Raw genomic sequence first — 12,673 nt, forward strand, 5'->3', positions numbered from 1 at the left:
GTTGTGCATGTCGATTGATCTCGCGCGCACGGTGGCCGGGGCACAGGACGGCCGGGACACGGTGGTGCTCCTCGGGTCGCTGGGCTCGAACCGCTCCATGTGGAACCCGCAGATCGAAGCGCTTGCCGATGGCGGGCTGCACGTGATCGCCTTTGAGCATCGCGGACACGGGGATTCACCGACTCCACCGGGGCCGTATTCGGTGGACGACCTTGCCACCGACGTGCTGTCGACCCTCGGTGCCCTCGGTGTCGAGCGGTTTCACCTGGTGGGGTTGTCGCTCGGCGGCGCTGTGGCGCAGCACATCTCGATATCGGCCGCAGACCGGGTCGCCACCTTGTCGCTGCTGTGTACCGCTGCAAAGTTCGGGGAGCCGGCGGGGTGGATAGAACGGGCGGCAACCGTGCGGGCACAGGGGACAGGTGCGATCACCGATGCTGTTGTCGGTCGGTGGTTCACGGCCGATTTTGCCGAGTCGCATCCAGGCGTTGTCGACGAGGCGGTCGCCATGGTGCGAGGTACCGACGACGAGGGGTACGCGGCATGCTGCGAAGCTCTCGCGGAGTGGGATTCGCGTGCCGATCTGACGGCGATCTCGGCCCGCACCCTGGCCATCGCGGGAGCGCAAGACCCTTCCACCCCACCCGACACGGTGCAAATCCTGGCCGATGGCATCACCGGGGCCCGGTTCGAAGTGCTCGACCCCGGCGCCCACCTGGTGAACCTGGAACGGGCAACAGAGGTCTCGGCTCTGCTCCGGGCTCATATCGTGGACGCATGACACCCACTCCTGGCGATCATGTCCAGTCACTGGCCCGAGGGCTGGCGGTGATCCGGGCATTCGATGCAGACCACCCGAGGCAGACGGTCAGCGAGGTCGCGGCAGCAACCGGACTGTCCCGGCCGGCGGCGCGGAGGTTTCTCCTCACGCTCGTCGACCTCGGCTATGTGCGCTCGGACGGTAACGCCTTCTGGCTCACACCACGCGTTCTCGACCTGGGGTACAGCTATCTGTCAAGTCTGTCCCTCCCGGAACTGGCGGGCCCGCACCTGGAGGCGCTCACCGCGAAAGTGCATGAGTCGGCGTCGGTGTCGATTCTCGACGGCGACGACATCGTCTACGTCGCACGTGTTCCGGTGAGTCGCATCATGGCGGTCTCCATCACCATCGGCACCCGGTTTCCGGCATACGCCACATCGATGGGGCGCGTGCTGCTGGCGGGTCTGAACGACCACGAGCTGGACGATCACCTCGCCAGGGTTTCGCCCGTGGCACTGACCGAACACACCAAAACCACTGTGCGCGAGCTCCGAGAGGAGATCGACCGGGTCCGCCACGACGGCTATTGCATCGTCGACGAGGAACTCGAACTGGGATTGCGCTCGCTCGCCGCGCCGGTGCACGGACGTGACGGAGCGGTGATCGCAGCGATCAACATATCGACCCAGTCGGCTCGATACAGCGTCGACGCCGTCCACGCTGATCTGCTCCCGCACTTACAGACGACGGCCGCGGAGATCACGGCCGACCTCGCCCGAACCCCGAACTCGCACTGAACGAATTCCCGCAAAACGATTCCCCGCAGACCGATTCAGGAGCCACCCATGCCAGACGCCGTCATCTGTGAACCGTTGCGTACACCCGTCGGGCGTTTTGGTGGTTTGTTGAAAGATGTTCCACCGCAGACGTTGGCGGCGACTCTCATCCGGGAGTTGCTGCAGCGTACCGGGATATCGGGCAATCAGATCGACGACGTGATCTTGGGTCAGGCGACGCCGGGTGGTGAGGCTCCGGCGATCGGCCGGGTCGCGGCTCTCGACGCCGGCCTGGGGATCTCGGTGCCGGGTATGCAGGTGGATCGACGGTGCGGATCGGGTCTGCAGGCAGTTCTTGTGGCGTGTATGCAGGTGATGACTGGGGCTGGTGAGGTGGTGATTGGCGGTGGTACCGAATCGATGAGTCAGGCGGAGTTCTATACCGATTCGATTCGGTGGGGTGTCAAGGGCGCCGGGGTGGAACTGGCCGATCGCCTCGCGCGGGCTCGCGTCACTGCCGGTGGCGTCAACTTCCCTGTCCCGGGCGGGATGATCGAGACCGCGGAGAACCTGCGGGCCGAGTTCGGCATCAGTCGCGCCGACCAGGATGCGTTGGCTGTCCAATCGCACCGTCGGTCCGTTGCGGCGCAGGACAACGGTGTGTTCGCAGAAGAGATTGTCGGTGTCGAGGTGCCGCAGCGGCGGGGCGCGGCGGTGTTGGTCGGTCGAGATGAGCATCCACGTGCGGACACCACGATCGAGTCGTTGGCGGCGTTGCGGCCGATCCGGAGTGCAGTTGATGCCGACTCGACGGTGACTGCGGGTAACGCCAGTGGTCAGAACGACGGTGCCGCAGCGTGTGTGGTGACGACCCCGGCGAAGGCGGCGGCGCTCGGACTGCGTCCGCTGGCCCGGTTGGCCGGGTGGGCGACAACCGGGGTGGAGCCGGGGCGGATGGGTTTGGGACCGGTGGGCGCGGTCGAGAAGGTGCTGGGTCGACTCGATCTCACGCTTGGGGACATGGACGTGATCGAGCTGAACGAGGCCTTTGCGGCGCAGGTGCTGGCCGTTGTGCAGGCATGGGGGATCGACGCCGGCGATGAGCGACTCAATCCGCACGGGTCAGGCATCTCGCTGGGTCATCCGGTCGGGGCCACGGGTGCGCGGATCCTGGCGACCCTGCTGCGCGAACTGGACCGTCGAGAAGGCCGGTACGCCCTGGAGACCATGTGTATCGGTGGCGGACAAGGTCTGGCCGCGGTCTTCGAACGCACAACCTGAGCGGCCACCAACTGCCCGCATTGCGTACGGTTGAACCGCGACTACCGAGGGGGCAATGGTGACCGAAGTCGGGGCCGAGCGGGATCGGGACCACATCCAGAGCATCGAGCGCGGCTTTGCGGTCCTTCTGGCCTTCAACGCTGATCGTCCCAACCCGACGTTGGCGGAATTGGCCGCAGCCACTTCGCTTTCTCGGCCCGCGGTACGTCGCATACTGCTGACACTGCAGCGGCTCGGTTACGTGTCCGGTGGCGACGGCCGCTGGTCGCTCACCCCGCGCGTCCTGAGCATCGGCCAGCACTACACCGCGTCGCATTCGCTTGCCGATACCGCGATGCCGCATCTGCTCAAGATCGTCGAGACCGTTCACGAGTCAGCATCGCTCGGCGTGCTCGACGGAGCCGAAGTGGTGTACGCAGCGCGCGTTCCGGTGCGCCGGATCATGAGCATCAACGTGTCGGTGGGAACCCGGATCCCTGCATACGCCACATCGATGGGCCGGGTTTTGCTTGCCTGGGCTCCGGCCGGTGTGGTCCGGTCGGTGATCGAGAACTCGGATTTTGCGCATGCTCTGACGCCTGCGACGGTGACGTCAGGTGAAGAGCTCCAACGCGAGCTGGCCAGGGTGCGAGAGCAGGGTTACGCACTGACCGAGCAGGAACTGGAGGTGGGCCTGATCTCACTGGCCGCGCCGGTTCGCGACGCCGGCGGATCGGTGGTCGGCGCATTGGCGTGCTCGACATCGTCGGCGCGTGCCACGGCGGAGTCGTTTGCCGCCGACACCGCCGGGTTCCTGGTATCGGTGGCGCAGGAGTTCAGTGCCGATCTGGGCAACGGATACCGCTGAGCGCGAGCGGAATTCAGGGCGCGACTGCCGAGTGTACGTGCACCGGTACGTCGTCGTCCCACGGCTGACGGGTCACCATGTCGGCCACCCGAACCTCGCCGCGCTCGAACTCTCCTGTGGCTGCGTCGACGAGCCGGTACTGCTGGGTTCCGCGGTGGATCGGCTGGGCTTCGAGCAGCACGATCCGTACCTCGCCGGGGTCGAAATGACACCTCTCCTGTAGCGCTGCGATGAGCTGTTCGCTGTGGAGGTGGCCGTCACCGAAGTTCCATCCGAGCGCCGTGCTGCAGATGCGTTCTCCGTCCGTGAGCAGGTAGTCCGACTCGTTGCGTCCGGTCATCGCTCGATGCGCCAGGGTGAACAGGGCGCGGCCGTGTGTGTTCATCGCGCGGAAGGCGTAGCCGAGATACAACGGGATCTCCAGGCGTTCCTTGCCGTAGACACGCTCGAGCTGGGCGGCGGGCATGCTGGCGATCGAGACGATGCCTGCTTCGATCTTGGCCGAGCCGGAGGGCGTGATGCACCACAGGGTGGTGTCCCAATTGCCTGCGTAGTAACGCATTGCCGGCAGGAACGAGATCTTGCCGGGAAAGAGGTTGCCCGCCACCACTACCGCCGCGCTCACACCGGTGAGTGCAAGAACAAGCCAGAGATGGTCGGCATCGGAGGGTGCGACGTCCGCGTGGCCGACAAACAGGAACAGCAGCCCGAAGATCATGAAGACGTTCCACTCCAGCGGCACGCCCATCGGGATGGCACTGAGAATGCCCAGATGGAAGACCACCATCACGGTGGCCGCGATGGCAGTGGGCCAGCCGCCGTGCGAGAAGAAGAGGATCAGGGGCACACCCATCTCGATCACTGTGGCACCGTGCGCCACCACACGTGAGAGGCGGCCTGGGCGCAGGTCATCGGGGAAGTGCTCGAAGAACTTTCGCTTGATCCTCTGTGGTCGCACGATCGGGTTGTTCGACATCATCGTGGACACCACAAACGGGAAGTGCTTGTTCAGTTTGGAGGTCGCCGCGCCCATCCAGATGATGACAAAGACGATCTTCGCGGCAAGGATCATGTCGGCGCCTGCGAGCAAGAAAGTCACCACGAGTGCGCCGTAGACCTCACCGCGAGCTGCGAGGAAGACCGTCTTGTCTCTCAGCCCGATCAGCGCGAGCGCGAGAAGCACAGCAATCGGGATCCAGATGGGAAGCGGGCCGACATCGCTGCCGAGATCGGGCGCCGGTCCGTCACCGCCCGAGAACAAAGCGAGCACGCACGTCACGAGGAGCGCAGCGTAGAGCAGTACATCGACGGGAGTTCGGTTGCTGCCCGCGGTGAATGGGATCACCCGAGGCCACGGCGGCAGTCGAATGGTGTTCGGTCGCAGCCAATAGAGGGCCGATCCCATCGGGGGCGAGTACCGGTTGTTGAGTGGGCCGAATCCGCAGCCGAGGCCGAGCACTTCGAAGAGCAGGGTGTAGATCACGATCTTCTGGAAGACGATGGGCTCGTCCCACCAACTGCTGATCTGCGTGACGCCGCCGAGGCCGGACGTCGACCCGGCGATCAGCCCACCCACCACGATGTACAGGAGGATCTTCACCACGTAGAAGAGGTGCAGCACAACAGGAGTGCCGAAGCCGATCTCCGCCCAATGCCGGGCCAACGGGCGGATCTTCTCCGCGCGGGTCCCGCGGCTCCACTCGTCCATCTCGAGACTGGGCAGAGTTGGCGTGGTGAATCCCATTGCACAATCACCTTCTTGACAAATCGCGGCCATCGTCTGTCGCGACCGTAAACGAAGTGGTTGTGTGCAGGCAGCAAAATGCGATTTGTCGCGGGGACGTGTGGTTCTCGGTGTTTTACTGGCCTACCGGTCGGACAGCGCGAAGTCGACGGCGGCCTGCGCGTGCAAGAGGGTTGTCGGGAACACAGGGACGGTGACGTCCTCCGGGCCGATCAGCAATTCGACCTCGGTGCACCCGAGAATGATCCCTTCGACGCCCTCGGCCAGCAATCGGCCGACCACCTCAAGGTAGAGCGCGCGCGACTCAGGACGTATGACGTTGTGGCAGAGCTCGTTGTAGATGATCGAACTGACCTGGTCGCGGTCTGCGGCGTCTGGCGTCAACACGTCGAGACCGTGAGAGGCGACGCGGTCACGGTAAAACGACGACTCCATCGTGAATGCGGTGGCCAGTAACCCCACGCGCGATGAACCCGCCGCGGTGATTGCCCTGGCTGTTGTATCGGCGATGTGGATGAACGGGATGGACACCGCATCCTCGATGGTCTCGGCCACGTAGTGCATCGTGTTGGTGCACAGCACGATCGCGTCTGCTCCATGCGACTCGAGCCGGGTGGCCGCCGCGGCGAGGTGGGCTCCGACGTCGGCCCATCGCCCGGCGAGTTTCAGCTTCTCGATCTCACCGAAGTCGACGGACTCCAGGATTATCTGCGCCGAATGAAGCCCGCCGAGCCGATCCGCGACGAGTTCGTTGATCATGCGGTAGTACTCGGCAGTGCTGACCCAGCTCATTCCACCGATCAGCCCCAACGTCTTCATGGCCCGCTCTCCTCGCCGTCTCTTCGATGCTCGATCTGCCGCGCCCAGTGTTGCGCGGCGGGGAGGGCCGGGCAATCAATTTTGCTCTCGACGCGTGATCGCAGACCGATATGCGGCCGACCGAATGACGTGTGCGTCGATCTGCCCCACGTCAACCTTGTTCTGATTGAGGTCAGGGTGTGCGCAGCACTTCCGCAAGCATGTGCATGGCAACTGTCGTGGACAGTGCCCGGACGCTCGTCCGGTCGCCGGGCAGGCGTCGAGTCCTCGTGACGGTCGGCTGACCCGTCACCGCGACGCCGAAGCACACCGTGCCCACCGGTTTGAGGTCGGATCCACCGCCGGGCCCGGCGATCCCGGTTGTGGACACCGCCACGTCAGCGCCGACCCGGCTCAGCGCACCCTCGGCCATCCGTGCGGCGACCTGTTCACTCACGGCGCCGTGCTCGGCGATCATCTCCGCGGGGACGTCGAGAAGGCCGGACTTCACCTCATTCGCGTACGAGACGACGCCGCCCATTACGTATGCCGATGATCCGGGCCGTTCGGTGAGTCGGGCCGCGACGAGGCCGCCAGTGCATGATTCTGCGGTCGCGATACGACGGCCGGCGAGCGCTGTCGCCACCAGATCGTCGATGGTCGACCCATCGGTCGAGAAGATCCGGTCGCCATGACGGGCGGTGACCTGCTCTGCCAATCGGGAGTACGCCCCCGCAGCAGACTCTGGGTAGCGAGTCACCATCTCGAGCTCGCCGAGCCGCAGGCAGGTGGTGATCTCCAGATCATCGAAGCCGCTGACCTCGTGCTCGATGGTCCGAAGCGTTGCTGCCAGATCTGCTTCGGACAAGCCGTACGCGAAGATCGTCGACTGATTGAACTCCGACCGACCCGCCAGAGCTTCGACCACCGGGGCGGTATCGAGCGCCGTCGGCCACATCGTCTGGAGTTCTCGGGGCGGCCCCGGCAACACCAGGATGGCGGGCCGAACCGGAACGGAATCGACCACCTCGGCGGCGATGGCCACTCCGGGGGCGGTGCCGGTAGGCGGAATGGATTCTGCGCCTTCGGGAACCATCGCCTGCTTGCGGATACCCTCACGCAGTGGCGCAGCGTCGGGCGCAGAAGTCATCCGTCCACGCCACCGTTGCACGATGGAATCGATGTGCTGCTCGAGTTCGGTGTCGAGGTGCAGTTCGCGACCGCAGAACGCGGCAACCGTTGCAACGGTCAGGTCGTCGGCGGTCGGGCCGAGACCACCCGTGGTGACGATGAGGTCCACGCGCTGGTCGGCCAGAAACTGGAGCTGTGCGGTGAGGTCATCCGGGCGGTCGCCGCACACGGTGATGTGCGCGACGTCGACACCGAGGTCGAGGAGATGCTGAGCGACCCACGGGCCGTTCTGGTCGGTGACCCGGCCGGTGAGGACTTCGGTACCGGTCACCACGATTCCTGCCCGCACTGTCATCTTGCCGAGCTTAGTGGTGGGTGCTGTCGGTGTCTGGTCACCCACGTCCAACAACGGCTACGCGTACGCAGACTCGACCGGGACCATCAGCGGTGACGGTCCCGCACCTTGCGCCGCAGCCGCAGGATGCCGCTACCGAGCAGCGCGATCAGGAATCCGACCACGGCGGCGAGGAGCAGGGCGACACCTTGCGCCATGTCGAGGTTGAGTCCGAAGAACTCGATATGTACTTGCTCGGTGTTCTGGACTACGAAGACGATCAGCGCGATCACCAGAAGCGCAGCGAGGATGAGCCCCAGAATCGTGGAGATCTTTCGGCCGCTGCCGGACGCGGGGGCAGTGGTGGTGGTCGTCGCGGGTGGGGCTGCATCGTAATTGGGGTTGCTCATGGCGTCCTTTCCGGTGCTGTCAGAGGCGAAGAGCCTTTACCCACCCGCAACGGTTCACAAACGGGCCGGTTGCGGAGGGCTTCAGCCCACTGCCTGCTGTAGTCCCGCCGATACGGCCGGGGCCGGAAACGCTTCCTTGCCGTCGACCGTGAACGTGTTGTCGCTGTTGGTCAGCACGATGATCGTGGTGTCGGACTCGTAGCTGTGGAACAACACGCTGTTGTATCCGGGGATGTCGCCGTCGTGGCCCCACCAGCCGCCCCGATCGCCGATCCCGATGCCGTACCCCGCCGTCGCGGTGTTCGGTGGGATGTCGCGGATGATCGAATCCCTCCGGAACTGTTGGCTCGATGCGTCCAGGACACCTTCGCCGGTGAACAGCGCGTGCCCCCATTTCTTCAGGTCGTCGAGAGTCGAGATGACCGCGCCCGCGGTGAAGGCGAACGATGGGTTCCAACGGGTGGAGTCGACGTTCTGCCCGGGCGGCTGGTTCTGGTCGGTCAAACCGTCCATGTGTGGATTGCCGATCTCGGTGGAGCCGCCGGGGAACGAGGTGTCGGCCATCCCCAGAGGGCCGAACAGTCGCTGTTCGAACACGTCGGCAATCGGCTGACCCAGCACCTTCTCGATCACCATGCCCAAGAGCACGTAATTGGTGTTCGAGTACTCCCACCCTTGGCCCGGAGCGAAGTCGGCCGGGAGTCCCTTGACGCCGTCCACCAGTTCCTGTGGAGGCCAGGCATATTCGGGATTCGCGAAGAACTTGTTCACGATCGCGTCGGACTTCGTGTAGCTCGGGATACCGCTGGTCATGTCGGACAGTTGCAGCAGAGTTGCGACGTCGCCGTTGGGCAAACCCGGCACGTACTTGTCGATGGTCTCATCGAGGGAAAGCTTGCCTTCTTGTACCAACTGCAGCAGGACCGTCGCGGTCATCGTCTTGGTCAAGGATCCGATCCGGGTCTTGTCGGTGACCGCGGGTGCCTGGGTCTTTCCCTGACCGATGGTTCCCGATGTGCCGGTCCAGGTTCCGTCAGGCGAGGCGACTTGCGCGATGACGCCGGGAAAACCTGCCTGGCTGCGGGTGTCGTCGAGAACCTTTTGAAATGCGGCGGCTTCGGAGGGGGCCACAGTCGTTGTGGGCGTTGTCGTCGACGATGCTGTCGACTCCTCTGATGAGGACGAGCAGCCGCTGAGTACCAATGAGACCAATGCCATCACGGTGATGGCTGAACCAAGTCGCTTGTGTGTTTTCATGTTGCCCTTGAGTCGTGTGAGCGCGTCAGAACCGTCTCATAATGCCCTCCGCGCGTACGACGTTCGACACGTTTGGGCGAACACGCACCAAAAAGTTGTCGGCGATCCGGTATAGACCGCGTGGCGTGCCGAGATCGACCAGCGTGGTGGGTGCGGGTACGGCCCTCGCGCCTCAGAGCTGAGGCTTTCTGACACACTGCGGCGTATGAGCTGCAGGCGCGAGACCAATACTGCTGCGCGCACATCGAGGATTCAGCATGGTGAATAGGGTGCTGGTCTCGGCCGCGGTCGCAGTGGGTGCGTTCATCTCCGTTGTGGTGCTCCTGACCCGTCTCGGTGGCGGAGAGTCGGTGTTCGAGTCAGATCCGTGGCGAGTGCTGTACCAGGGTGACGTCGCGTGTGTTGCGTTGTGTGCAGTGGTCGCGGTTGTTGTCAGTGTGTTGATGGATCGTTCTCTTGGGTTCTTCGTCGGCGGCGCCGGCTTGGTGGCCCTTGGTGCCGTGGCTGCCGTTGGCACCTCAACGAATTGGGCAAGCTACGCCAGCGCCGTGGCCGCGGGACTGTTGATCGCTGCGACGGGATCGTTGGCAGTACAAGGAGACAGCCGAGAGTTGTTGCAGAGTTGGCTCTTTGCTGGTGCCTTGGTCGGCGCTTGGTTGGCCCGGCCTCTCGAGCAGTACCGTTCATCGGTCACGTACTCCGGCGCCTACACCTCAACTGGCACGCCCCCGGACTGGCCGCTGGTTGTCGGTGTAGTTGCCGCACTCGTGCTGTTCGCTGCCGCCTGGTTCACGGCACCTCCACACTCCCGATTCCCCGACGAGAACGGCCGATCAGCTACGCAGCGATCTGCTCTGGGGCCCAGTTTTATGCTCGGCATCGGTGTGCCGGTCGTCGCGTTGTTGTCATGGTGGTGGTTCATCGCCACCCTGGCTTCCGGCGACGGCATCGAGGGCGGTACGTGGGCATATGGCATGGTCTTGCTGCCGGTGGTCATCGTCGGCGTGTGGTGGTTGCCGCACCGCAACGGTCTGGTGTTACTGGCGATGCTCGCGACGTTAACCGTCGCAGCTGGCCTACCCAAATGGCAAGGATCATGGCCGATGCTCCTTGTCTTCGTCCTTTGATCGCTGGTGGTCTGGTCTCCGGACGCCGCTGGACACACCCCATGATCGCCATGGGCGTGCTCCTGGCCTGCACACTCATGACCGCGATAGATGAATCGCCCTGGAACACCGCGGGGATTGTCGTCGCATTCATCGTTCCCGTAGCTGGAGCGCACGCGGTCGCAGCTTGCTTACCCACGACCGCACCTGTCAGCACGATCGCGGTCGCCGGGCCGGCCACTCTGTTCCCTGTCGCCGGCATTACGGTCGCCTACAGTTTCTCGAGCTCGTCGGGCTCATCGGGCTTCGACGGTTATCAGCCCACCACCACTGAAGTGATCCTGGCCGTAGTCACCGTTGCCGCGTGCGGAATGGCCGTTGCTTTCCTGACTCGCCGCCGACCGCCGAGCGACCTCGACGAGAACGGTCTGCTCGCATAGTCGAAGAGCGTTTGTTGATCGCGGTCGCAGTGGCAGTGGCAGTGGCAGTGGCGTCTGACGTCTAAGTCGCTGCGCGACAGCCATGTTCAGATCCAGCGCAAAGCGCCCGAGATCACAGGAAAGTGGGGGTTCTGGTGGCCGCTATTCTTCGACCTGTTCTACCGGGTCGTCGGCGGTGTCGTTTGCGTCCGCAATCAACTCGGCCGTGTTGTGTTGCTGGAGCTGCATGCGTTCTTCGCGTTCGTTGAGTGCCGCTTGGCGTTCGGTGATGATTCGCTGCCATGCCGCCTCGATGGTGTGGTCGGTGTGGTGGGCCCGGTTGATCCGGGGTTGTTGGTCGGGATCGATGTATTTCGGTGGGATCCACGCGACGCGGCCGGCGTCGGGGCCGTCGGTGACCATCTCCGTTTGCCATTGGTCGTCGCCGGGTCCGATCATCTTGTGGTGAGGCGGACACGCGGGTGCGAGCTCGTCGATGTCGGTGTGTCCGCCGTCGGCCCAGGCGGTGGTGTGGTGGATTTCGGTCCAGGAGATGGGGTTACGGCAGCCTGGGCTGGTGCACCCTCGGTCTTTGGCGAACAACGCCATCCGCTGACCTTGCTGGGCAGTGCGTTTAGCCCGAGCGAAGTAGAGAACGTCCGCGGAATGGTCGGCGAACACCGCCAACGACCACTCCGACCGCACCGCCAACTCCAGCGCATCCTTCACCGGTACATCCACCCCCGACGCGGTATGCGCGATACCCGCAGCCTCATCAAGCTGCTGCTTGGTCATCGTGACGATCACCTGCACCGGCAGGCCACGATGGGAAGTACCCAACAGCTTGTACTCGAGGATGGTCTTCAGGATCGCTTTGAACGCATCATGTTGACGTTGGGCACGCGAACGGGTGTCACGCCCGGCCGCGGCTTCGATGATCGCTGGATCCATGCTTGGGTCGTCGACGGCACCGGTCGGTGAGTTCGGGTCGTCAGGGTTGTTCATTCCCGGTGCTGCCCAAACATCCATCACCGTCCGAAACAGCGCCAACGTCGCCGGGTCAAGGTTTCCGGACAGCTTGGCTGTCATGTCCAACCCCTGCGCACCGTCCGATAGGCCGCGGTTGCGTTGGCGGTCGGTGTCGTCAGTGAGCGATCCGTCCGGGTCGACCCGGGCCAATACTTCCCGCCCGCATACTTCGAGTTCGGTGGGCCCCAGGGTGCGGGCGTTGTCGGTCATCCAGGCATCGACCACGTCATACACTTCCGGCGCTGACTTGTGCGGGATTTTGTCACGCACTTTGAGCATCACATCCATGTGCGCCAACCCAATCGCACCGTCGGCCAACGCTTCGGCCGCGGCCGGGCATTTCGCGGGCAGTGCCTCGCCCTGCATCGACAACAACTCACCGGCAGCATCAAGTGCTTTCAACCGCGAGGAGGCATCGCCACGAGAGACCCGCAGTTCATTCATCACAAACCGGTGCAACGTCGAATGACCAGCCTTACGGAACAAGCCGCGGTCGTTCACCTCCTGCAACCGCCGAAGGCCTGGAAGGTCAGTGCCCGAACCACTCTCTCGTTCACCCGCACCAACTCAGCAACCTGCACATCATCAACATCAGCCGATGACGCGCCAGCAATCCGCTGCAACAGCGCATCGAGATCGCGATACAACCCCACCAACACAGGCATTGACGGTGGATCCACCGTCACCGAATCAGTCATCGACAAGCCCCCCCAGCCCTCGAACCCCTTGCCTCAAGTCTACCAACAGAACTGGGTGTTGTCGAACATACATTCGAACAACG

General features: G+C 64.0%; 13 protein-coding genes. 6 read left to right on the top strand and 7 right to left on the bottom strand.

Features of this window, described 5'->3' with window-relative positions; translation table 11 throughout:
• The first annotated feature begins 7 nt into the window (after positions 1–7).
• The 4 genes from pcaD to MVA47_RS09990 are packed head-to-tail and all read left to right on the top strand — an operon-like array spanning position 8 to position 3,664.
• On the top strand, positions 8–781 hold the full coding sequence (gene pcaD / locus MVA47_RS09975) for a 3-oxoadipate enol-lactonase (protein WP_247207713.1): 774 nt from the start codon (positions 8–10) through the stop codon (positions 779–781).
• The gene (locus tag MVA47_RS09980) at positions 778–1,557 is read left to right on the top strand and encodes an IclR family transcriptional regulator (protein ID WP_247207714.1); all 780 of its coding nucleotides are present in this window, start codon (positions 778–780) and stop codon (positions 1,555–1,557) included. The genes pcaD and MVA47_RS09980 overlap by 4 nt, the downstream gene beginning before the upstream one ends.
• A gap of 48 nt (positions 1,558–1,605) precedes the next feature.
• On the top strand, positions 1,606–2,817 hold the full coding sequence (locus MVA47_RS09985; protein WP_247207716.1) for an acetyl-CoA C-acetyltransferase: 1,212 nt from the start codon (positions 1,606–1,608) through the stop codon (positions 2,815–2,817).
• Between the two features lie 55 nt (positions 2,818–2,872).
• On the top strand, positions 2,873–3,664 hold the full coding sequence (locus MVA47_RS09990; RefSeq protein ID WP_247207719.1) for an IclR family transcriptional regulator C-terminal domain-containing protein: 792 nt from the start codon (positions 2,873–2,875) through the stop codon (positions 3,662–3,664).
• Between the two features lie 13 nt (positions 3,665–3,677).
• Here MVA47_RS09990 and MVA47_RS09995 read toward each other — a convergent pair whose 3' ends face one another.
• The 5 genes from MVA47_RS09995 to MVA47_RS10015 all read right to left on the bottom strand — a co-directional run bounded on the left by MVA47_RS09995 (position 3,678) and on the right by MVA47_RS10015 (position 9,338).
• Positions 3,678–5,408 carry a DUF3556 domain-containing protein gene (locus MVA47_RS09995; protein ID WP_247207721.1) on the bottom strand — a complete coding sequence of 577 codons (1,731 nt, stop codon included), beginning with the start codon at positions 5,406–5,408 and terminating at the stop codon, positions 3,678–3,680.
• Between the two features lie 123 nt (positions 5,409–5,531).
• Positions 5,532–6,227, bottom strand: coding sequence for an aspartate/glutamate racemase family protein (locus MVA47_RS10000; RefSeq protein ID WP_247207722.1), 696 nt, complete (start codon positions 6,225–6,227; stop codon positions 5,532–5,534).
• A 172-nt stretch (positions 6,228–6,399) separates the two neighbouring features.
• Positions 6,400–7,692 (bottom strand): competence/damage-inducible protein A, encoded by a 1,293-nt coding sequence (locus tag MVA47_RS10005; protein WP_247207723.1) that lies wholly within the window; start codon positions 7,690–7,692, stop codon positions 6,400–6,402.
• Positions 7,693–7,778: 86 nt separating this feature from the next.
• Positions 7,779–8,081 carry a lipopolysaccharide assembly protein LapA domain-containing protein gene (locus MVA47_RS10010; protein ID WP_084248004.1) on the bottom strand — a complete coding sequence of 101 codons (303 nt, stop codon included), beginning with the start codon at positions 8,079–8,081 and terminating at the stop codon, positions 7,779–7,781.
• Positions 8,082–8,162: 81 nt separating this feature from the next.
• Positions 8,163–9,338, bottom strand: a complete 1,176-nt coding sequence (locus MVA47_RS10015; RefSeq protein ID WP_247207724.1) for a serine hydrolase — start codon at positions 9,336–9,338, stop codon at positions 8,163–8,165.
• Between the two features lie 257 nt (positions 9,339–9,595).
• Here MVA47_RS10015 and MVA47_RS10020 point away from each other — a divergent pair, with 257 nt between their 5' ends.
• Together MVA47_RS10020 and MVA47_RS10025 are read left to right on the top strand one after the other, a co-directional pair.
• Positions 9,596–10,465 carry a hypothetical protein gene (locus MVA47_RS10020; RefSeq protein ID WP_247207725.1) on the top strand — a complete coding sequence of 290 codons (870 nt, stop codon included), beginning with the start codon at positions 9,596–9,598 and terminating at the stop codon, positions 10,463–10,465.
• A gap of 41 nt (positions 10,466–10,506) precedes the next feature.
• Positions 10,507–10,884 carry a hypothetical protein gene (locus MVA47_RS10025; RefSeq protein ID WP_247207727.1) on the top strand — a complete coding sequence of 126 codons (378 nt, stop codon included), beginning with the start codon at positions 10,507–10,509 and terminating at the stop codon, positions 10,882–10,884.
• 141 nt (positions 10,885–11,025) lie between these two features.
• Here MVA47_RS10025 and MVA47_RS10030 read toward each other — a convergent pair whose 3' ends face one another.
• Entirely contained in the window at positions 11,026–12,336 is a 1,311-nt protein-coding gene (locus MVA47_RS10030) for an HNH endonuclease signature motif containing protein (RefSeq protein WP_247207729.1), read from the bottom strand.
• 53 nt (positions 12,337–12,389) lie between these two features.
• On the bottom strand, positions 12,390–12,590 hold the full coding sequence (locus MVA47_RS10035; RefSeq protein ID WP_247207731.1) for a hypothetical protein: 201 nt from the start codon (positions 12,588–12,590) through the stop codon (positions 12,390–12,392).
• Between the last annotated feature and the right edge of the window lie 83 nt (positions 12,591–12,673).

It is taken from the genome of Williamsia sp. DF01-3, assembly GCF_023051145.1.
In the GTDB taxonomy this organism is placed as follows: Bacteria; Actinomycetota; Actinomycetes; order Mycobacteriales; family Mycobacteriaceae; genus Williamsia.

Bases quoted from the DNA above. Each gene is read 5' to 3' on its own strand.
- pcaD (WP_247207713.1), top strand. From the start codon at position 8: ATGTCGATTGATCTCGCGCGCACGGTGGCCGGGGCACAGGACGGCCGG.
- MVA47_RS09980 (WP_247207714.1), top strand. From the start codon at position 778: ATGACACCCACTCCTGGCGATCATGTCCAGTCACTGGCCCGAGGGCTG.
- MVA47_RS09985 (WP_247207716.1), top strand. From the start codon at position 1,606: ATGCCAGACGCCGTCATCTGTGAACCGTTGCGTACACCCGTCGGGCGT.
- MVA47_RS09990 (WP_247207719.1), top strand. From the start codon at position 2,873: ATGGTGACCGAAGTCGGGGCCGAGCGGGATCGGGACCACATCCAGAGC.
- MVA47_RS09995 (WP_247207721.1), bottom strand. From the start codon at position 5,408: ATGGGATTCACCACGCCAACTCTGCCCAGTCTCGAGATGGACGAGTGG.
- MVA47_RS10000 (WP_247207722.1), bottom strand. From the start codon at position 6,227: ATGAAGACGTTGGGGCTGATCGGTGGAATGAGCTGGGTCAGCACTGCC.
- MVA47_RS10005 (WP_247207723.1), bottom strand. From the start codon at position 7,692: ATGACAGTGCGGGCAGGAATCGTGGTGACCGGTACCGAAGTCCTCACC.
- MVA47_RS10010 (WP_084248004.1), bottom strand. From the start codon at position 8,081: ATGAGCAACCCCAATTACGATGCAGCCCCACCCGCGACGACCACCACC.
- MVA47_RS10015 (WP_247207724.1), bottom strand. From the start codon at position 9,338: ATGAAAACACACAAGCGACTTGGTTCAGCCATCACCGTGATGGCATTG.
- MVA47_RS10020 (WP_247207725.1), top strand. From the start codon at position 9,596: ATGGTGAATAGGGTGCTGGTCTCGGCCGCGGTCGCAGTGGGTGCGTTC.
- MVA47_RS10025 (WP_247207727.1), top strand. From the start codon at position 10,507: ATGATCGCCATGGGCGTGCTCCTGGCCTGCACACTCATGACCGCGATA.
- MVA47_RS10030 (WP_247207729.1), bottom strand. From the start codon at position 12,336: ATGAATGAACTGCGGGTCTCTCGTGGCGATGCCTCCTCGCGGTTGAAA.
- MVA47_RS10035 (WP_247207731.1), bottom strand. From the start codon at position 12,590: ATGACTGATTCGGTGACGGTGGATCCACCGTCAATGCCTGTGTTGGTG.